This is a genomic window from Nonomuraea sp. NPDC004186, from assembly GCF_053603495.1.
Window position 1 is genome coordinate 40295 of record NZ_JBSGFQ010000009.1, and the last position, 18497, is coordinate 58791.

The 18497-nt window shown below is 71.2% G+C and carries 21 protein-coding genes and 1 pseudogene; 14 read left to right on the forward strand and 8 right to left on the reverse strand.

The window, feature by feature from the left end:
- The first annotated feature begins 22 nt into the window (after positions 1-22).
- On the forward strand, positions 23-1498 hold the full coding sequence (gene pdxR / locus ACWEPL_RS09775) for a MocR-like pyridoxine biosynthesis transcription factor PdxR (protein ID WP_452435769.1): 1476 nt from the start codon (positions 23-25) through the stop codon (positions 1496-1498).
- A gap of 9 nt (positions 1499-1507) precedes the next feature.
- On the opposite strand, the gene ACWEPL_RS09780 is transcribed toward pdxR, so the two are convergent.
- The 4 genes from ACWEPL_RS09780 to ACWEPL_RS09795 all read right to left on the reverse strand — a co-directional run bounded on the left by ACWEPL_RS09780 (position 1508) and on the right by ACWEPL_RS09795 (position 5172).
- Positions 1508-2863 (reverse strand): FAD-binding oxidoreductase, encoded by a 1356-nt coding sequence (locus tag ACWEPL_RS09780; RefSeq protein ID WP_452435770.1) that lies wholly within the window; start codon positions 2861-2863, stop codon positions 1508-1510.
- 214 nt (positions 2864-3077) lie between these two features.
- Positions 3078-3776 (reverse strand): NAD(P)-dependent oxidoreductase, encoded by a 699-nt coding sequence (locus ACWEPL_RS09785; RefSeq protein WP_452435771.1) that lies wholly within the window; start codon positions 3774-3776, stop codon positions 3078-3080.
- 131 nt (positions 3777-3907) lie between these two features.
- Positions 3908-4783 (reverse strand): sigma-70 family RNA polymerase sigma factor, encoded by an 876-nt coding sequence (locus ACWEPL_RS09790; RefSeq protein ID WP_452435772.1) that lies wholly within the window; start codon positions 4781-4783, stop codon positions 3908-3910.
- Positions 4780-5172 (reverse strand): VOC family protein, encoded by a 393-nt coding sequence (locus ACWEPL_RS09795; RefSeq protein ID WP_452435773.1) that lies wholly within the window; start codon positions 5170-5172, stop codon positions 4780-4782. Before ACWEPL_RS09795 ends, ACWEPL_RS09790 begins: the two co-directional genes overlap by 4 nt.
- Positions 5173-5331: 159 nt before the next feature.
- Here ACWEPL_RS09795 and ACWEPL_RS09800 point away from each other — a divergent pair, with 159 nt between their 5' ends.
- The 10 genes and pseudogenes from ACWEPL_RS09800 to ACWEPL_RS09845 all read left to right on the forward strand — a co-directional run.
- The gene (locus ACWEPL_RS09800; RefSeq protein ID WP_452435774.1) at positions 5332-5859 is read left to right on the forward strand and encodes a zinc-binding dehydrogenase; all 528 of its coding nucleotides are present in this window, start codon (positions 5332-5334) and stop codon (positions 5857-5859) included.
- A gap of 222 nt (positions 5860-6081) precedes the next feature.
- Entirely contained in the window at positions 6082-7002 is a 921-nt protein-coding gene (gene sigJ, locus ACWEPL_RS09805; RefSeq protein ID WP_363973885.1) for an RNA polymerase sigma factor SigJ, read from the forward strand.
- 112 nt (positions 7003-7114) lie between these two features.
- Positions 7115-7723: an NAD(P)H:quinone oxidoreductase gene (gene wrbA, locus ACWEPL_RS09810; RefSeq protein WP_452435775.1), complete on the forward strand. Its 609-nt coding sequence runs from the start codon at positions 7115-7117 to the stop codon at positions 7721-7723.
- A gap of 29 nt (positions 7724-7752) precedes the next feature.
- Positions 7753-8181, forward strand: coding sequence for a YybH family protein (locus ACWEPL_RS09815; protein ID WP_452435776.1), 429 nt, complete (start codon positions 7753-7755; stop codon positions 8179-8181).
- A 125-nt stretch (positions 8182-8306) separates the two neighbouring features.
- Positions 8307-9086: an SGNH hydrolase domain-containing protein gene (locus ACWEPL_RS09820; protein ID WP_452435777.1), complete on the forward strand. Its 780-nt coding sequence runs from the start codon at positions 8307-8309 to the stop codon at positions 9084-9086.
- Positions 9086-10285 (forward strand): acyltransferase family protein, encoded by a 1200-nt coding sequence (locus ACWEPL_RS09825; RefSeq protein ID WP_452435778.1) that lies wholly within the window; start codon positions 9086-9088, stop codon positions 10283-10285. The genes ACWEPL_RS09820 and ACWEPL_RS09825 overlap by 1 nt, the downstream gene beginning before the upstream one ends.
- Before the next feature lie 37 nt (positions 10286-10322).
- Positions 10323-10853, forward strand: a complete 531-nt coding sequence (locus ACWEPL_RS09830) for a GerMN domain-containing protein (RefSeq protein ID WP_452435779.1) — start codon at positions 10323-10325, stop codon at positions 10851-10853.
- Positions 10850-11533, forward strand: coding sequence for a response regulator transcription factor (locus ACWEPL_RS09835; protein ID WP_350730502.1), 684 nt, complete (start codon positions 10850-10852; stop codon positions 11531-11533). The genes ACWEPL_RS09830 and ACWEPL_RS09835 overlap by 4 nt, the downstream gene beginning before the upstream one ends.
- A complete protein-coding gene (locus ACWEPL_RS09840; protein WP_452435780.1) occupies positions 11530-12966 on the forward strand; it encodes an ATP-binding protein in 1437 nt (478 codons plus the stop codon). The genes ACWEPL_RS09835 and ACWEPL_RS09840 overlap by 4 nt, the downstream gene beginning before the upstream one ends.
- A gap of 33 nt (positions 12967-12999) precedes the next feature.
- Positions 13000-13245, forward strand: a pseudogene (locus ACWEPL_RS09845) (CPBP family glutamic-type intramembrane protease); the annotation flags it as partial.
- 34 nt (positions 13246-13279) lie between these two features.
- Here ACWEPL_RS09845 and ACWEPL_RS09850 read toward each other — a convergent pair.
- Entirely contained in the window at positions 13280-13531 is a 252-nt protein-coding gene (locus ACWEPL_RS09850; protein WP_355196388.1) for a hypothetical protein, read from the reverse strand.
- Between the two features lie 125 nt (positions 13532-13656).
- On the opposite strand from ACWEPL_RS09850, the gene ACWEPL_RS09855 reads away from it, so the two are divergent.
- Genes ACWEPL_RS09855 through tsaA form a run of 3 tightly spaced genes read left to right on the forward strand, consistent with a single transcriptional unit; the run spans position 13657 to position 15629 of the window.
- Positions 13657-14604, forward strand: coding sequence for a DUF1152 domain-containing protein (locus ACWEPL_RS09855; protein ID WP_363973863.1), 948 nt, complete (start codon positions 13657-13659; stop codon positions 14602-14604).
- Between the two features lie 57 nt (positions 14605-14661).
- Positions 14662-15210, forward strand: a complete 549-nt coding sequence (locus tag ACWEPL_RS09860; RefSeq protein ID WP_452435781.1) for a helix-turn-helix domain-containing protein — start codon at positions 14662-14664, stop codon at positions 15208-15210.
- A 14-nt stretch (positions 15211-15224) separates the two neighbouring features.
- A complete protein-coding gene (tsaA, locus tag ACWEPL_RS09865) occupies positions 15225-15629 on the forward strand; it encodes a tRNA (N6-threonylcarbamoyladenosine(37)-N6)-methyltransferase TrmO (RefSeq protein WP_452435782.1) in 405 nt (134 codons plus the stop codon).
- A 20-nt stretch (positions 15630-15649) separates the two neighbouring features.
- Here the strand turns inward: tsaA and ACWEPL_RS09870 are convergent, their stop codons facing one another.
- The 3 genes from ACWEPL_RS09870 to ACWEPL_RS09880 are packed head-to-tail and all read right to left on the reverse strand — an operon-like array spanning position 15650 to position 18407.
- Positions 15650-16255 carry a response regulator transcription factor gene (locus ACWEPL_RS09870; RefSeq protein WP_363973854.1) on the reverse strand — a complete coding sequence of 202 codons (606 nt, stop codon included), beginning with the start codon at positions 16253-16255 and terminating at the stop codon, positions 15650-15652.
- The gene (locus tag ACWEPL_RS09875) at positions 16252-17397 is read right to left on the reverse strand and encodes a sensor histidine kinase (RefSeq protein WP_452435783.1); all 1146 of its coding nucleotides are present in this window, start codon (positions 17395-17397) and stop codon (positions 16252-16254) included. Before ACWEPL_RS09875 ends, ACWEPL_RS09870 begins: the two co-directional genes overlap by 4 nt.
- Positions 17394-18407, reverse strand: a complete 1014-nt coding sequence (locus ACWEPL_RS09880; protein ID WP_452435784.1) for a hypothetical protein — start codon at positions 18405-18407, stop codon at positions 17394-17396. Before ACWEPL_RS09880 ends, ACWEPL_RS09875 begins: the two co-directional genes overlap by 4 nt.
- Positions 18408-18497 lie beyond the last annotated feature (90 nt).

The window sequence follows — 18497 nt, forward strand, 5'->3', positions numbered from 1 at the left end:
CACGCCGGTAACGTCCGATCCCGTGGGGCGATTGAGGACCAATTCCGGGCTGGCCGAAGACGTGCTCATCGAACTGGACCGCGACGCCGGGGTGCCACTGCACCGGCAGATCGAGGCGTCCATCCGCGCGAGCATCCGGGCCGGTCGGTTGCGAGCGGGTACGTCGCTGCCACCCACCCGCACTCTCGCGGCCGGGCTCGGGGTCTCCCGCGGGGTGGTCGTGGAGGCCTACCAGCAGCTCGTGGCCGAGGGCTACCTTGCCAGCCGATCGGGCGGTTACACCCAGGTCGCCGCGTCGATGCCGCCGGCCGCCACCGACCCGGGCTCCGCGGCTTCGACGGCGGCTTCGACGGCGGCTGCGACGGCGGAGCCGGCCGCCCGCAGCGTCGGCTTCAGGGTCGGCTTCAGGGTCGACTTCGGGTACGGGCGCACCGACGTGTCGCAGTTCCCGCGGGCCGCCTGGCTGCGCTCGGTTCGTACCGTGCTCACCACCACACCCAACGACCGGTTCGCCTACCTCGACGGGCACGGCGTACCGGAACTGCGCCAGGCCCTGTGCGACTACCTCAACCGGGTACGCGGCACGCTGGCCGTCCCCGGCAACGTGGTCATCTGCAACGGCTACGGGCAGGGCATCTCGCTGCTGATCCAGGTGCTCGCACGGCGCGGCGCCAGGCGGATTGCCCTGGAGGACCCGTCGTCCGACGACGATGCCCGGGTGCTGGCCGGGGCCGCGGGACTGGACGTGGTCGGCATCCCGGTGGGTCCGGACGGCGTTCAGGTCGATGCCCTCGACCTGGCCGACGCCGACGCGCTGGTCCTCACGCCGTCGCACCAGTGGCCAACCGGCGGGGTGCTGTCGGCGGCGGCGAGGGCCGAGGTGATCCGCTGGGCGAGGCGCGGCGGCGCGATCGTGGTCGAGGACGACTACGACGCGGAGTACCGCTACGACCGGTCTCCGGTGGGCGCCATGCAGGGCCTGGCGCCCGATCACGTCGTCTACTGCGGCACGGCCAGCAAGACGCTCGCGCCGGGGTTGCGGCTCGGCTGGATGGTAGTGCCTCCCCAGCTGGTCGACGACGTCGCCGCGGCAAAGCTGCTCGCCGACCGGGGTTCGTCGGTCATCGACCAGCTGACGTTCGCCGACTTTCTCGGCCGCGGCGAGTTCGACCGTCACCTGCGCCGGATGCGTCCGGTGTACCGGCGCCGCCGCGACGCGCTGCTGGACGCGCTGCGTACCCATCTGCCGGATCTGCGACTGGCCGGGATCGCCGCCGGGCAGCACGTGGTCGCCTGGCTCCCGCCCGACCTCGACGAGGCGGCGGTGGTGGCGGCAGCCGCCCGGCACGGGCTCGGCATCCAGGGCGTCGGGCCGTTCCGGATCGCCGACGCCGGGCCCGGTGGCCTGATCTTCGGCTACGCCATCCTCAGCGAGAGCGCCATCGCCGAGGGGGTCGCGCTGCTGGCGACGGCCATCCGGGAGGTACGGGGATCCTGACGCGGCCCGTCACAGCGCCGGACGGATGTTCTGGTTCAGGTGGAACACGTTCGCCGGGTCGTACGCGGTCTTCACCGCGGTCAGCCGGGCCAGCTTTGCGGCCGAGTACGCCCGCCGCACGCCGCGCTGCCCATCGGCCAGCTCGTCGGCCGTCAACGAGTTGACGTAGATCCCGCTGGCGTACGGCTCGAGCGAGGCACCGGCGGCGCGGGCGGCACCCATCCTGGCGTCGTCCTCGACCGGGTCGGTCCAGCGGGAGCCGGCACCGAACTCGAACATCGTGCCGCGGTGGCTGAACGCCGCGTCCGCTTCCGGGACATCGGCGATCGCGCCGCCGTGCGCCTGCAGGCCGACGCCCGGCAGGTCCAGGCTCGCGCTCAGGTCGGAGCCGCCGCGCAGCAAAAACGCCTCGATCGCCGCGGTGGGAAAGCTCCGCAGGTAGTGCCCCTTGGAATAGCGGCGGTACGCGTGGCCGCCGGTGGAGTCCTCGCGTCGCTGAAGTTCGAGGTACGACGGTGCGGTGACGCGGGAGGCAACGGGACGCCCGAGCGCCCGCATCGCGGGCAGCAGCCGGCGGCCCTCGGCCGGGTCGCCGACCCACACGAACCCCAGCGTGGCGATCGGGCCAGAGGGAGCGCTGCTGACACTGGCGGTGAACGTCGCCTGCCGGGGCGCGACGGCGTTCAGGTCGCGCCAGCCCTCGATGACCGGGACGGCGTCCTCGGCGCGGAAGTCGAACTCGGCGACCAGCGTCCGCGTGCCGGTGTGATGCAACTGGAACTCGAACTCGGTGACGATGCCGAAGTTGCCACCACCGCCGCGCAGGCCCCAGAACAGGTCGGGGTTCTCGGTACGGCTCGCGGTCACCACGTCGCCCTCGGCGGTGACCATCGTGTAGGAGACGACGTTGTCGCAGGCCAGGCCGTACTGGCGGGCCAGCCAGCCCATGCCGCCGCCGAGCGTGAGCCCGCCGACGCCGGTGTGTGAGACGTTGCCGGCGGTGGTGGCCAGGCCGTACGCCTGGGACGCCCGGTCCAGCGCGCCGAGCAGCGCGCCGCCCTGCACCCGGGCCCGGCGACGGGCCGGGTCCACCCGCACGCCGCCCATGGGCGTCAGGTCGATCATGAGACCACCGTCTGGTACGGCGAAGCCGGCGGCGTTGTGGCCACCGCAGCGCACGCCGATCTCGAGGTCCAGTTCGCGGGCCATCCGCACGGCGGCGACCACGTCGGCGACGCCCGCCGCGCGGACGATCATGCGTGGGCGCCGGTCGATCATGGCGTTCCAGACGGTACGGGCGGTGTCGTAACCGGCGTCGCCAGGCGTGAGCACCTGGCCGTCGAAGCGAGCTGCTGTCGTCGTCATGCCACTCAGCCTGGCAGGAATCGGTACACTCGATAAGGTCCGATCCTGTAGCCCAATTGAGGACCAATTCAAGCTCGCGCCGGCTCGGCAGATCAAGGCGCACGCCCCGCGCTGCCGGGTCATCCCGACGGTGTATGAGATGAAGCGGCTGGGCCGTGACGCCGCTCGTGGACGTCGCACACCACTCGCGAGGGGTCGGTGGTGTACCCGACCATCAGGCGCTGCCGATGCGGAGTGCTTCCTTCAGGAACACGCGGTAGACGCTCGGCGTGCCCTCGGTGGTGATGACCTCGACGACGGAGCGGAGGTTGCGATCCTCGACGGCCTCGCGCACGAGCGCGTCGGCCAGGTCGCGGCGTGAGGTGAACCGGCCGACCATCTGCGGCGGGCCGACGGTGTAGCCGGTGACCGCGTCTCCGTCGAACAGGCCGGAGGGGCGGAGGACGGTCCAGTCGAGGTCGGTCCGGGCCACGAGCTCTTCCATGCGGGCGGCGTCCTCGTACAGGGGGCGGCCCATTCTGAGGAGCATGGGCACGATCACCTTGCGGTAGACGAGGGTCTCGCCGGGCGGGGGTTTCATCGGCACGCCGGTCGAGGTCACGCAGACCAGGCGCCGGACGCCGTGCGCGGCCATGGCCGCGACGATGTTCGCGGCGGACCGGGAGAACGGGGTGGGCACCTCGGAGCCGTAGGGGACGCCGAGCGTCGAGATCACCGCCTCGTGCCCGGCCACCACCCGGTCCACCGCCTCGGGGTCCAAGGCGTCCGCCTTCGCGACGTCCAGCCCGGGATCGCCGAGGGGGAACGCCTCCGGATGCCGGGTGACGGCGGTGACGGCGTGGCCCTCGGCCAGTGCCTGGGCGGTGGCGAGCCGCCCCGTCGGGCCGTTGGCCCCGAAGATCACGAGCTTCACGTGCTTCCCTCCCGTGGCTTGCGCCGCGACGTCGGCGTTTTACGCATCATATATTCATTATAAGTAGCGTAAAGACGCGCTCGGGCTCGGCCCGGGTCGCACATGCACGGGCCGAGCCTGACGACACCGGCTCAGGCCGGGGCGGGCAGCTGGATCGAGGCGAGTTTGGCCGGGTCGACGACGATGTGGATGCCGGTGATCCGGCCTTCGGCGACGGTGAAGGCGATGACGGAGAGAGGGGTTCCGTCGGAGCGCCAGGACATGTGGCCGGGGATGCCGTTGACCAGCACGGGTCGGTGGCGGGCGGCCTCGCCGGAGAACATGCGGGCGCCGGCGGCGACCTCGGTGGCGCCGAGGGTGACCACCACGCCGCCGGGGGTGTCGACGGTCAGCTTCACGTTCGGGTCGAGGACCCGCAGGAGCGCTTCGAAGTCGCCGCCGAGGGCGGCTGCGCGGAATGCGTGGACGACCTCTCGGTGCTCGCGGCCGGGGCCCGCCGGCCGGTCCGTGGCTTGGACCTTGCGGCGGGCGCGGCTGGCGAGCATCTTGGTGGCGTCGGCGGATTTGCCCAGGATCTGGCCGATTTCGTGGAACGGGACCGCGAACATGTCGTGCAGGACGAACGCCAGGCGCTCGCCCGGCGTGAGCGAGTCGAGCACGACGAGCAGGGCGAGGCCGACCGAATCGGCCAGCGCCGCCTGCTCGTCCGGCGCGGGGTCGTCGTGAGGCGTCACCACGAGGTCCGCATGCTCGTGCCCGTACGCGGTTTCGGGGTGGGCCTGGCGGGATCTCAGGAGGTCCAGGCTGATGCGGCCGACCACGGTGGTCAGCCAGCCCGCCAGGTTGCCGATGGTCGTCTCGTCCTGGCGGACGAGACGCATCCAGGCTTCCTGGACCACGTCCTCGGCGTCGGCGTGCGAGCCCAGCACGCGGTACGCGACGGCGCGCAGCCGATCGCGCTGGGCTTCGAACGCCTCGGTCACGAGGCCGGACGGGTGGGCGGTCACGGCTTTCGCTGCTGACGGAGCGAGACCCGGTTGCCGTCCGGGTCCACCGCCTCGATACGGACCCCGAACGGATAGTCCACGGGTTCGGATTCTTCGAAAGTGACGCCGCGCCGGCGCAGGATCTCGAAATCCTTCCGCAGATCATCGGATTCGAGGATCAGCGGACCGGGCGCGCCATCCTGGCCCACGTCGCCCGGCTGTCCCGCGGCCGCCGCATGCGACCACAGAAGAATCTGCACCGGGCTGTCGGGAACGCCCACAGTGAGGAAACGTCCGTCGGGCCCCGGGAAGTCGATCCGCTTTTCCAGGCCGAGTCCCTCGGTGTAGAACTCCAGCGCGCGGTCCTGATCGGTGACGTAGACCGTCACGTACATGATGTTGTTCAGCATCTTGTTCTCACTTCACTCGTTGGTGCGACGACCGTTCGTATTCGGTCGTCGCACTTATGACGAGTGCCGATGGGAGAAGGTAACAGGACCGCTCCGGGAGTCTCAATCGGCCGCGACTGCGCGGCGGACGCATTCTGGGAGCCCCTGCACACTCTGGGGGTGGGGCCCGGCAGCCGCGTCGCCGTGGCAGGCCTGGGCGGCCTGGGGCATCTCGCGGTCAAGATGGCCGTGGCCCTCGGCGCCACGACGTCGGTCATCAGCCGCTCCCCCGACAAGGCCGACGACGCGCGCCGGTTCGGCGCCCACGGGTTCATCGTGTCCACGGATCCGGAACAGATGGCCGAGGCCCGAGACACGTTCGACGTCGTCATCGACACCATCTCCACCCCTCACGACCTCGGCCCGTATCTGCGGCTGGTCGCCATGGACGGCACCCTCAGCCACCTTGGACATCTCGGACCCCTCACCGTGGAGACCATGGACCTGCTCGTGGGGCGCAAGAAACTCAGCTCCGCGGGCAGCGGCGGCCGGCCTGCGACCGCCGCCATGCTGGACTTCTGCGCTGACAAGGGCATCACCGCCGAGATCGAGCTGCTCCCCTCTGCGCGGGTGAACGAGGTCCTCGACCGCCTCCGCCGCAACGACGTCCGCTACCGTTTCGTACTCGACATGTCCGACCTGGATTAAGAACAGCCGCGCGCTCATCGGCGAGGCCGCGCCCGCGATCTCCTCACCCACCCAGCCTCGGTTGATCCCGAGCGCGATGGTCCCCCTGGGGCTGGACCATGTGACTCTGCTGAGAGCCGTGACCACCCTGCTACGACGACACCGCGCGGCGAGACCTCACATTCCACGGCGCTGTCTCGTCGTAGTGGTGAGAGCGATTGCGACAAGGAAAGACGACATATCATGACCACCCGATCAGAGCCAGGAGACAACCGGCGCGATCCGAGCCTGAGCGCGATCATGAGCGAGCGGCGTCGGCTGATCAATCTCGCCTACCGGCTGCTCGGCTCGCTGGCCGACGCCGAGGACGTCGTGCAAGAGACCTACACCCGCTGGTACGCCATGACCCCGCGGCAGCAGGAGGCCATCGAGAGCCCCGGCGCCTGGCTGACCAAGGTCGCCGGCCGCATCTGCCTGGACCTGCTCGGCTCGGCCCGGGTCCGCCGCGAGAGCTACGTGGGCGAATGGGTTCCCGAGCCGCTGCCCGACCGTACGGAGTGGACCGGCGCGCGGCCGGGCGACCCCGCCGACCGGATCACCCTCGACGAGTCGGTCACCATGGCGTTCCTCGTGGTGCTCGAAGCGATGACCCCGGCCGAGCGCGTCGCGTTCGTCCTGCACGACGTCTTCCGCTACTCCTTCGCCGAAGTGGCCGAGGTCGTCGGCCGTACCCCGGCGGCCTGCCGCCAGCTCGCCTCCTCCGCGCGCCGCCGCATCCGCGAGTCACAGACGCCCGTGACGTCGGAGGCCCGGCAGGCCGACGTCGTCAGGGACTTCAAGCAGGCATGGGAGGCCAAGGACATCAGAGCCCTCGTCGACCTCCTCGACCCCGACGCCACGGCGATCGCCGACGGCGGCGGCCTGGTCACCGCCATGCTGGAGCCGGTCGAGGGCGCCGAGCGGATCGCGCGCTACCTGGTCGAGGTCGCCGGCCTGGCACCCGACCTCGTGTTCCTGGAGCGTACGGTCAACGGTCAGCCCGGCCTGGCGGCCCAGCAGGACGGGGAGACCGTGGTGGTCATGGCGTTCGACGTCGCAGGCGAGCGGATCAAGCACCTGTGGGCCGTACGCAACCCCAACAAGCTCCGGCCCTGGACGGCCTGACGCGCGCGGCGATGAACCCGCACGCGAAGCGCTCGGCAAAGACGTCCGCCTGACATTTCGCACGGCTCCGTCGTCAAACTCCTGAGACGAACATTGCGAAAGGAAACTGACCATGGAATCCGTCAACCTCGCGATCATTTACTACAGTGCCACCGGCACCGTGCATGCCTTGGCGCGAGCCGCCGCCGAAGGCGCGGAAAAGGCCGGTGCCAATGTGCGACTGCGCAAGGTCGCCGAAACGGCTCCGCCGGAGGCGATCAGCGCCAATCCGGCCTGGGGCCGGCACATTCAGGACACCGCCGACGTCGTCCAGGCCGGCCTCGACGACCTGGAGTGGGCCGACGCGGTGCTGTTCGGTACCCCCACCCGCTTCGGCAACCCGGCCAGCCAGCTCAGGGCGTTCATCGACACCACCGGGCCCCTGTGGTTCCAGGGCTTGCTCGCCAACAAGGTGTACTCGGCTTTCACTGCCTCCAACACCGCCCATGGCGGGCAGGAATCCACCATCCTGGCGCTGGGGAACACGTTCTACCACTGGGGCGGCATCATCGTGCCTCCCGGCTACACCGACCCCATCCAGTTCCAGTCAGGCAACCCGTACGGCACCTCCCACGTGGCCGGCGACGGCGCACCCGGCGACGTGCCCTTGGACGCGGCCCGCTACCAGGCCCGCCGAATCGTCGACACCGCCGCCTCGCTCAAGGCCGGCCGCGCCGCCTGACACCACACATTCCTTGAACGGAGGATGCAATGACTACGAACGATGCCGAATTTCTGGCCTTCCTGGAAGGTCGAGTCGATGCCTGCCAGGCAAAGGACATTGACCGGCTCATGTCCCACTATTCTCCCGACATCATTTATTACGATGTCGTTCCCCCGCTCCAGTTCGCGGGGTCCGACGAAGTCCGCCGTAATTTCGTACGGTGGTTCGACGAATATGACGGCCCCATCGGCCTGGAAACGCACGAACTCAACATCGCCACCAGCGGAGACGTCGCGTTCGCGCACATGCTCCACCTGGACACCGGAAACCTGAAGGACGGGTCTGATCGCGTGATGTGGGTACGATCGACGGTCTGCTGCCGCCGGACCAGCGGCAAGTGGCTGATCACCCACGAACACATCTCCATGCCGTTCGACCCGGAGACCCTTCAACCCTGGGTCCCACCGGCGGTGTGAGCCGGCCGCTTGACGACAGCACCCTTGGCGCGCCCGCCCGGCCTTCGTGACGGCCGATCCCGCATCGTGTGATGAAACGATGACAACCCGGCTGAGCCCCGAATTCGTCTGATTGCCTGCTGGCCATGCGATCGACGAACCTCTCTCGCCGGCTCCACCACGGGTACACCGGCCTGATCCTGGCTGTCGCGACCGGGCTCACACTCGCGGGTTGCGGCGCGTCCGCGACCTCCCCCGGCGCGGCTACCCAGCAGACCGCCACCGGCGTCAAGGTGCTCTGGATGGGTGACTCCATCGCGGGCGCGCAGGCCCCGGCGCTGGAGGCGGCGTTGAAGGCCTCGGGCGTGGCGTTCAAGAACGCCACGTCCGACGGCGGCGGCAACGTCGTCGCCGGTGACCACGAGGTGACGGCCATGGCGGCCAGGGACACCTGGAAGACGCTGAAGGAGAACCTCGCCTCCTTCCGGCCGACGGTGATCGCCTACCAGATCACCACCTACGACTGGGGCACCGCCCGCCAACAGCTGTCGGCCTACCAGAAGCTCTCCCGAACGGCCGCGGACGCCGGTGCCGAGCTCGTACTGGTGTCCGCGCCGCCGTTCAAGATCGACGATTTCTACAAGCCCCACGAGAACGCGATCAAGACCGCGCCGGCGATGGCCGCCAAGGCCACGCACGTTCGCTACCTGGATGCCTCCGCGCTGTGGGGAAGCGACTACGCCGCCGCCAAGGCCCAGCGCGCCAAGGACGGCGTCCACTCCTGCCAGCAGGGCTCGGCGGCCTTCGCCACCTGGTTCGCCAAGCAGCTCGGCGAGTTGGCCGGCTTCACCCCGGCCGCCCCCGGCGTCTGGGCCACCGGGCCGTGGACCGGCGACGAGCGCTTCGCCAAACTCGGCTGCGGCTGATGGGACCGACGACGTCGGCCCCGCGTCGCGCGCATGTCGGCGCGCTCGACGGGCTGCGCGGGCTCGCTGTCGCCGCGGTCCTGCTGTTTCACGCCGGGCACCTGCGCGGCGGGTTCCTGGGCGTCGACCTGTTCTTCGTCCTGTCCGGCTTTCTGATCACCGGCCTGCTGCTGGAGGAGCTCGGCAGGAACGGCGGTCTCCGCCTGGCGGCCTTCTGGGAGCGCAGGGCCCGCCGTCTGCTGCCCGCGCTGACCTTCATGGTCACCTCAACACTGCTGCTGGCCTGGGCGTTCGCCAGGCCGGACGTGCTGAGGTACACCCTCCAGGACGCGCCGTGGGTGGCCGCCCAGAGCGTGAACTGGCACTACATCGGCGAGCGGATCGGCTACTGGAACGCCTCCGGCACCCGCCTGTTCGCCCACCTGTGGAGCATCGGCGTCGAATGGCACTTCTACCTGGCCTGGCCTCTGATGCTGGCAGTGGCCGGGAGAGGGCCCGGCGGGCACCGGCGGGTGGCGCTCGTCGCGGTGGCCGGCGCGCTCGTCTCACTTCTGCTCATGATCAGGCTCGGGGCGGCCGTGGACACCACCCGCGCCTACGAGGGCACCGACACCCGGGCCTTCTCCCTGCTCCTCGGCGCGGCCGCCGCCACGGCGCCCATCCGGAACGCGGTGGCCGGCCTGTCACGTACCGCCGTGGACGTGCTCTGCGTCCTGCTGCTGTGCGGACTGTCGGCCTCATGGCTGTTGACCGGCGGGGAAAAGGCCCCCGGCCTGTTCCAGGGGGGGATGTTCGCACACTCCCTGGCCGGCGCTGCGCTGATCGCGCTCCTGGCCCACGCACCGGACGGCCTGGCGGGCCGGGTGATCGGCAGCACCGTGCCGCGCCGGCTGGGCGAGCTGTCCTACAGCCTGTACCTGTGGCACTGGCCGGTCTACCTGCTGCTGCCCCGGCCGGTGGCCGGGTTCGGCGGCTGGGGCTGGACGATCATCGCGGCCGGGCTGTCACTGCTGGCTGCGGTAGTCTCGAAGGCCACCGTCGAAGATCCGATACGGCTGCGCACCGGCTGGGCCACCGGGCGGCGCGGATGGGCGGCACTGGCCGCCGCGGCGGTCATGGCGGCGGGGCTGTGGGCGGCGATACCGCGGCCGCGGCCCGGCGCCGGGACGGTCGACGTGAGCAGGCTCAGCCAGCCATGACAGGACGGTTCGCGCCAGGAAACGGGGGAACGGACACATGCCGAGGGTCTTATGCCACGTGGCGGCCGGCCTGGTCGCCGCGGCGACGCTGGCGGGTTGTGGAATCAGCGACACCGATGTGCGCTCCGCCGGTGACTTGGTCCAAGGCGGCCTGACCGAAGACCTCGGTAGTTCACTGCGGGTGTACTTCGTCACGCCCCAGGGCACCTGGCCGGTCTCCCGGCCGGCATCGGCCGCCGCCCGGGTGCAACAGGCCATGGACGCGCTGCTCGACGGCCCCACGGCGGCCGAGCGGGCACGCGGGCTGATCACGCAACTGCCCTCGGCGCCACGTCCGGTCCGCGCCAGGACGGCCAAGGGCCGCGTACAGCTGCATCTGCCGTGGCTGGTGCGTGACCTGCGCCCGGCTGCGGTGAGCCAGCTGGTCTGTACGGCCGCTGAGGCCCCGGACGTCGGCGACGACCCGGTGATCGAGGTGTTCGAGCCCGGCATGCCGGGCCCGCCCTGGCCCGTCAGGTGCGACGAGAGCGGATCGGCCGTCCCGGCCCGCCAGGGAGCCTCCTCATGACCCGCGTCCTGGTGATAGAAGACGACCCGGCCGTACGCCGCGGCGTGAGCCTCGGCCTGCGCCACAGGGGCCACGAGACCCTGCTCGTCTCGACCGGCGAGGAAGGACTGGCCGAACTCATCGCGAGCGCGCCCGACATCGTCCTGCTCGACCTCATGCTGCCCGGCATGAGCGGCCTGGAGACCTGCCGCCGCATCCGCGCCTTCAGCCAGGTGCCCATCGTGATCCTGTCAGCCCGCGACGATGACGTGGACGTCGTCGTGGGCCTGGAAGCCGGCGCCGACGACTACGTGATCAAGCCGGCCAGCAGCGAGGTCATCGAGGCCCGCATGCGCGCGGTGCTGCGCCGTACCACCCAGCCCGCCTCCTCCGACCAGGCGCGCACCACCCACGGCGACCTGTTCGTCGACCGGGTCGCCCTGCGCGTGCTCAAGCACGGCGAGCAGCTCGCGCTGGCGCCGACGGAGCTGAAGCTGCTGCTGTTCCTGACGGCCGCGCCCGAGCAGACCTTCAGCCGCCAGCAACTCCTGGAACAGGTCTGGGAGCACAGCTTCCACGGCGACTACCGGCTGGTCGACGCGTGCGTGATGCGGCTGCGAGCCAAGATCGAGAACGACCCTCGCAACCCCCGCTACATCCAGACCGTGCGCGGCTTCGGTTACCGGTTCGGGCCGCTGTGATCCGCCTCGCCCGCGCCCGCGGCCTGAGAGCCCAGCTGGTCCTGGTGTTCCTCCTGGTCTCCACGATCAGCGCGCTGACCGCCGCCACGATCACCTACCGGCAGGGCCGCACCGCGATCGTCGAACGCGTCCAGGCCGACGTCCTGCAGGAACTACGCGCCAACCTCACCTCCCGGACGCCCGACCTGCCCGCCGACCCCGCCGAGGCGGATCTGCGCAAGCTGGCCCGGCAGCTGGACCTGGCGATGGGCACGCGGGGCCGGCACACCGCGCTGTCCTATCGTGGCGGCCCGCTCATCGCCGCCGGGAAGCAGGTGCCGCCGCTGCCCGCGCAGCTGCGCGGGCAGGCGGCCTCGGCGCGCACCGCGCTGGCCCAGCGCTTCCACCACGCCCGGACGCCCTGGCTGGCCGTGGCCCTTCCCGTCACCGCCGCCGCACGCCCGCACGACTCCCCGCCGCTCGTCGTCTACGCCTCCCTCTCCCTGGCCTCCCAGCAGCAGGACGTGGACAGCCTGGCGGCCGCCGCCCGCGCCGGAGCCCTCCCCGTCGCTCTGGCCTCCATCGTCCCCGCGCTGCTGGCCGCGCGCAGACTGCTGCGACCGGTACGGCGGCTGCGCACGGCCGCGGAACAGATGGCGGGAGGCAGCCTGGACACCCGCGTGAGCGTCACCGGCGACGACGAACTCGCCGACCTCGGCCGCACCTTCAACACCATGGCGGCCACGCTCCAGGCCGACGCGGCCGCACTGCGCGACATGGAAGCGCGGGCGCGGCGGTTCGCCGCCGACGTCTCCCACGAGCTGCGTACGCCGCTGGCGGCCATGAGCGCTGTCACCGGAGTCCTCGACGCCGACGCCGCCTCCGGCCGCCTCGCGCCGCTCACCGCCGAGGCGCTGCAGCTGGTCTCCGACGAGACGCGCAAGCTCACCCGCCTCGTCGAGGACCTGATCGAGGTGTCCCGCTTCGACGCCGGCGCCGCCGTACTGAATCTCGACGAGGTCGACCTGGGCGAGCTCATCGCCAAGACGCTCGATCTGCGGCACTGGCACGATCGGGTCCGCACCGACATCCCCCCGGGCCTGCGCGTCCGCCTCGACCCGCGCCGGGTCGATGTCATCCTCGCCAACCTCGTCGGCAACGCGCTGCGGCACGGCGGCCCGGCGGTGTCGGTCCTCATCCAGGTCCAGTACGGTGCCGACCGGATCGTCGTCACCGTCTCCGACGACGGGCCCGGCATCCCCGCCGACCTTCTGCCCCACGTCTTCGACCGGTTCACCAAAGGCGACGCCGCCCGTACCCGTACCGAGGGCAGCGGTCTGGGCCTGGCCATCGCCGCCGAGAACGCGCGCCTGCACGGCGGCACCCTCACCGCTGCCAACGCCCCTCACGGCGGAGCCATCCTGGCCCTCGCCCTCCCCCGGACCTCACCCTGAACTCGTCCCCATCCCCCGTGAGAGCTATCCCGAATGTCCCTTCCGGTGGGATGGCATGGCCCGTTCCGTTCCCCAGCCTCCCTTCTGCCGCAGGATCACTGCGGAAAGGAACACACCGGCACCGTGATCGCCCTGGTCGTGTCCGCCCTGCTGTTCGGCGTGACGCATCTGGTCAACGTCAACGCCACGCTGTGGGGGACGCTCTCGCTCGCCCTGACGGGAGGAACCATGACGGCCGCCGCCTACGTCGCGACCCGCTCGCTGTGGTTGCCGATCAGCCTTCACTTCGCCACCGCCCGCGCCGGGCCGTGGCTCACGCCGGCTCGGATTCGTCCTCGAAGACGAAGTAGATGCTCAGGACGTATGGTTCTGCCTCACCGGTCGCGTAGTCCCACGAGACGTCCACCAGAAATACGTTGTGAGCCCCCACCCACTCCTGGGCCTTGCCGAACGCTTCCGCGGCGGTCCGTGCGGGGAACAGCAACCTGGCCATCGGATGGACTTGGGAGTCGGCATCGGAGTCGTCGAAGTCCGCCGGAACGTCGAGGCGCAAATCGGGCTTCATGCCCCGCACTCTGCCACATTGATCGCAGCGCCCGCTGATGAACGGCCCCGAACCCCGGGCCGACGCCTGCAGCGCGAGCGATTACGGGACGCTGATCGTGCTGTCCACAGTGCAAGATGTGATGCATGTTCGGATCGCCCCTGTCCGCCCGGCTTGAGCGTTGCAGCCGGATCCTCGTCGCCGGCGCAGGCGGAGGTTCCGACGTGTACGCCGGGTTACCCCTCGCCCTGACCCTCCGGGAGGCCGGCAAGGAGGTGCACCTGGCGAACCTGTCGTTCAGCCACCTCGACGCGCTCGATCTCGACGTCTGGCTGTTCGAGGACGTCGCGGAGATACGCCCGGACACCGAGGCCCGCGACTGGTACTTCCCCGAGGGCTGCCTGGCCCGCTGGCTGGCCATGCACGGCCAGCCGTCGACCGTGTACGCCTTCCCCAAGGTCGGCGTCCGCCCGCTGCAGGCCGCGTACGCCAAGCTCGCCGCGCACCTCGACCTGGACGCGGTCGTCCTGGTGGACGGCGGCACCGACATCCTCATGCGCGGCGACGAGGCCGGCCTCGGCACGCCGGCCGACGACATGACGAGCCTGGCCGCCGCCCACGCCCTCGACGTCCCCGAGAAGATCGTGGCCTGCCTGGGCTTCGGGGTGGACGCCTATCACGGCGTCAACCACGCACAGGTCCTGGAGAACCTGGCAGCCCTGGAGCGCGACGGCGCCTACCTGGGCGCGTTCTCCGTCTCCAGGTCCACGAAGGCGGGCGCGCTCTACCTCGACGCCGTCGCCCACGCCCAGGCCGAGCTGCCGGCGTACCCGAGCATCGTGAACGGCTCGATCGCGGCGGCCGTGCGCGGCGAGTTCGGGGATGTGCGCTTCACCGACAGGACCAAGGGCAGCGAGCTGTTCGTCAATCCACTGATGGCCATCTACTTCGCCGTGGACCTCGACGCGCTGGCCCGGCGCTCGCTCTACCTGGACCGGCTCCGGGACACCGTGCTCATGCGCCAGGTCCACTCCGTCATCGAGGCGTTCCGCGACGAGGTGACGCCCCGCCCGCCGAAGGCGTTCCCGCACTAGAGGCAGCCACCGTTCTCGTGTTTGTGTAATGGTGGCACGGCATGAGACCGTTGCGAGGTGGACACCCTGGAACTGCTGGCGCATCCGGTACGGCTGCGGATCGTGCACGCGATGCGCGGAGGGCGCGAACTCACCACCGCTCAACTGTGCGCCCGCATCCCCGACAGCTCGAAGGCCATGATCTACCGGCACGTCGACCTGCTCGCGGCCAACGGAATCCTGGAGGTGGCCGACGAGCGGCGCGTGCGCGGCGCGGTGGAACGCCGCTACCGGCTACGCCTTGACCGGGTCATCGTGGACGCCGCCGCGGCGGCGGCGCTGTCGCCCGACGACCACCGGCGCGTGTTCGCCACGTCGATGGCCGTGCTGGTGGCCGAGTTCAACGCCTACCTCGATCGCGACAACGCCGAGCCGGCCGCGGACCTGGTCGGCTACCGGCAGCACGCCGTCTGGCTCAACCGCGACGAACTGGAGAATATGATCATCGAGCTGCGGCGCGTGATCCTGCCCCTGCTGGCCAACGAGCCGACGCCGGATCGCGCGCAATACCTGCTCAGCCCGGTTTTCTTCCCCATCGAGCAGGCCTCCGCGGCCGAGACCGAGTGAGAGGATCCAGGACCTTGACCGAATACACGCTGCGCCCGATCGGGCGCGTCGAGTCGACGCTGACGGATCGGGCGGCGGCGCCCCGGCAGCCCGACGAGGGAGCGCCCGAGGCCTGGCTCGTCCTCGACGATCGGTACGCCCCCGCCCTGGACGGCCTGGCCCCGGGTGCCGACGTCCTGCTGCTCACCTGGCTCGACCGCGCCGACCGCGAGACGCTCACCGTTCACCCGCGCGGCGACACCACCCGGCCGCTCTCCGGCGTCTTCGCCACCCGCGCGCCCGACCGTCCCAACCCGATCGGCCTGCACGTCGTCCACATCCTCGCCATCGACGGCACGCGCGTCCACGTCCGCAACCTCGAAGCCCTCGACGCGACCCCGATCCTGGACGTCAAACCCCTCCTCACCCCCGACCGCTGACAGACCGAGCACTGACATGTCTAGAGCCAGCCGGCGTCGCGAGATATGCGGATGGCGTCGATGCGGTTGCGCCCGCCCACCTTGCTGATCGCGTTCGACAGGTAGTTGCGCACCGTGGCCTGCGAGAGCGAGAGCTGGGTGGCGATCTGGGCGACGCGGTTGCCGCTCGCCGCGGCGCGCAGCACCTCGGTCTCGCGGGCCGTCAGCGGGCTGCTGCCGGTCTCGAGAGCAGCGGCGACGAGCTCGGGGTCGATCACCCGCTCCCCCGCCGCGATGCGCCTGATCCCGTCCGTGAGGGTCTGCGCCGGGGCGTCCTTCACGATGAAGCCCTTGACGTGCACCTTCAGCGCGCGCAGCAGGTTGCCCGGCTGGCTGAGCCCCGTGAGCACGAGAGTGCGGCAGTCGGGAACCCGCGCGGACAGTTGCTCGGCCGCCGACAGCCCGTCCAGGCCCGGCATGTCGATGTCCAGCACCGCGACGTCGGGGCGTACCCGCAGCGCGGCGTCCAGCACCTCGTCCCCGCGCTCGATCTCGGCGACCACCTCCATGTCGTCCTCCAGCGACAGCAACGCGACCAGCGCGGACCTGATCATGTGCATGTCCTCGGCGATCAGCACGCGGATCACGCGACCTCCTCGGGAACCTCGACCGACAGCCGGAACCGGCCATCACGGACACCGGCCTCGGACGAGCCGGACACGGCTTCGGCCCGCTCGGCCACCCCGGCGAGCCCGGAGCCGCTCCCAAGGCCGGCGGCGCCGCGGACGCCGTCGTTGACGATCTCCAGCCGTATTCTCCCGTGCTGCCGGGAGAGCGTGATGGTGCAGGAGCCGGCCTCGCTGTGGCGCAGCAGGTTCGTGGTGCCCTCTCTGACGGCCCAGGCCAGGGCGCTCTGCGCGGACCCGGGCAGCGACCGCAGGTCGGCCACGTCGAGCCGGGTCTCCACGCCTGCGGCGCCGAGCAGGGCCGCGGCCCCGTCGATCTCCGTACGCAGCGACACGGCGTGCTGGTCCCGCGTGATCGCCCGTACGTCGTGCAGCGCGTGGCGGGCCACGCCGGTCAGGCTCTCGATCTCGGCGCGGGCGGCGACGGCGTCCCTGGTGAGCAGCCGCAGCGCCAGGTCGCCCTTGAGAGCGATCGCCGACAGGCTCTGGCCGAGCAGGTCGTGCAGGTCGCGCGAGACCCGGATCCGCTCCTCGCCGACGGCGGTCGCGGCCAGCTCGGTACGGGCGGCGTCCAGCTCGTTCAGCAGCCGGACCAGCCGGGCGCCACCGACCAGGGCCGCGGCGTACAGGCCGGTGACGACCACCGCGTACAGGCCGAGGAGGAGAGCCTGCGGGATCGTGCTCTGGCTCTGCAGCATCGTCAGCACCTCCCTGGTGGCGTTGGCCGTCAACTGCAGCGTGGCGGCCACCGCCAGCACCCACCCCCCGCGCAGCAAGGTCATCATCGAGGCGAGCGCGAAGATCCCGAGGGCTTCCCAGTTGGAGCCGAGCCACCAGATCGGCAGGTCCGCGAGCAGCACCAGCGCCGCGAGGCTCCAGGGCCAGCCCGCGGGACGCTCGCCCCGGGCCGCCGCGAGGCTGTGCCGCAGCTGGATCGCGCCGGCCGCGGCGGCCCCCAGGATCGCGGCGACCGGGTTGCCGGGCGGGCCGTCCATGCCGAGGATCGTGTAGACCGGCACCTGCAGGGTCAGCGGCACGTGCAGGGCGATCAGCGGCCAGTGCGGGTGCCGCAGCACCCAGCGGGGCGGGATGGACGCGGTCATGCCGGTATCTCGATCGTCTCGGCGGCCTCGCCGGTGCGCAGCTCCAGCCGTAGGCGGCCGTCCGTGGAGGTCACCGTGATCGTGCAGGAGGGTACGGCATCGGCGCGCAGCAGCCGGGTGACCGTCGCGCGCAGCGCGGCCCGGGACTGCGGGGCGATGGCGTCGGGGACGCCGCCGCGTGGAAGTTCGAGGCGGGTCTCGATGCCGGCCGCGGCCAGCAGGGTCGCGGCGGTCTCCAGCTCGGCGCGCAACGACGGCTGACGGTAGCCGCGTACGCGTTGCCTGGCGTCGGCGAGCGTACGTCTGGAGTCGTCGGCGAGCGCGGCCAGCTCGTCCGACAGATCCTCGGGCGCGGCTCCCCCGAGCCTGCGCCCGGCCTGTTCGCCGCGCGCCGCGATCGACTCCAGCGCGCGGCCGAGGCTCCGGCGCAGATCGTCGTCGAGGCGGCGGCGTTCCTGTGCCACCGCCTGCTGGGCAAGCAGTTCCCTGGCCGCCCGCAGCCGCGTCAGCGCGGCGGGGAGCCAGACCAGCAGCAGCAGCGCCGCGCTCCCGCCCAGCACCGAGAACAGCAGCCACGGCGCCGTCGTCCACGGCAGCCCCAGCGCGTAGGCGATCGGCGCCGCCGCGGCCGCCACCGTCACGTACACGATGTACGACCACGGCGCCGGCAGCACCAGCAGCGCCGACACCACCAGGGCCGCGTACGACCGCGGCCACATGTTCCCGGCCAAGGGAGTGGCGCCGAGGATGACGGCGGCCATCACGGCGAAGGTCCAGACGCCGGCCGGTGGCCGCCGCGCGTGTGCCGCGTACCAGACGTGGCGCAGGTGCAGCGGCAGGTACGTCACCACCGCCGCGAGGCTCCACAGCCCCGTGCGGGTGTCGTTGCCCATGTAGCCGAACGCCAGCATCACCTGCACCACCGGCAGCAGAGCACTGCAGGCGACCGCGCCGACCGGCGCCAGCCGGACGATGCGGTCGGATCGCCACAGCTCCGCCAATCCTCCCACCGCCCGTCCTCGCGTCCTGGCTGACCAGAGTAGAGGCCGCGGCCGGGTGCCGGATCCGGCGCGGGTGGGCGTCCTGGACGGGCCGGCATG

Bases quoted from the DNA above. Each gene is read 5' to 3' on its own strand.
- ACWEPL_RS09780 (WP_452435770.1), bottom strand. From the start codon at position 2,863: ATGACGACGACAGCAGCTCGCTTCGACGGCCAGGTGCTCACGCCTGGC.
- ACWEPL_RS09795 (WP_452435773.1), bottom strand. From the start codon at position 5,172: ATGCTGAACAACATCATGTACGTGACGGTCTACGTCACCGATCAGGAC.
- sigJ (WP_363973885.1), top strand. From the start codon at position 6,082: ATGACCACCCGATCAGAGCCAGGAGACAACCGGCGCGATCCGAGCCTG.
- wrbA (WP_452435775.1), top strand. From the start codon at position 7,115: ATGGAATCCGTCAACCTCGCGATCATTTACTACAGTGCCACCGGCACC.
- ACWEPL_RS09815 (WP_452435776.1), top strand. From the start codon at position 7,753: ATGACTACGAACGATGCCGAATTTCTGGCCTTCCTGGAAGGTCGAGTC.
- ACWEPL_RS09820 (WP_452435777.1), top strand. From the start codon at position 8,307: ATGCGATCGACGAACCTCTCTCGCCGGCTCCACCACGGGTACACCGGC.
- ACWEPL_RS09825 (WP_452435778.1), top strand. From the start codon at position 9,086: ATGGGACCGACGACGTCGGCCCCGCGTCGCGCGCATGTCGGCGCGCTC.
- ACWEPL_RS09830 (WP_452435779.1), top strand. From the start codon at position 10,323: ATGCCGAGGGTCTTATGCCACGTGGCGGCCGGCCTGGTCGCCGCGGCG.
- ACWEPL_RS09835 (WP_350730502.1), top strand. From the start codon at position 10,850: ATGACCCGCGTCCTGGTGATAGAAGACGACCCGGCCGTACGCCGCGGC.
- ACWEPL_RS09850 (WP_355196388.1), bottom strand. From the start codon at position 13,531: ATGAAGCCCGATTTGCGCCTCGACGTTCCGGCGGACTTCGACGACTCC.
- ACWEPL_RS09855 (WP_363973863.1), top strand. From the start codon at position 13,657: ATGTTCGGATCGCCCCTGTCCGCCCGGCTTGAGCGTTGCAGCCGGATC.
- ACWEPL_RS09875 (WP_452435783.1), bottom strand. From the start codon at position 17,397: ATGACCGCGTCCATCCCGCCCCGCTGGGTGCTGCGGCACCCGCACTGG.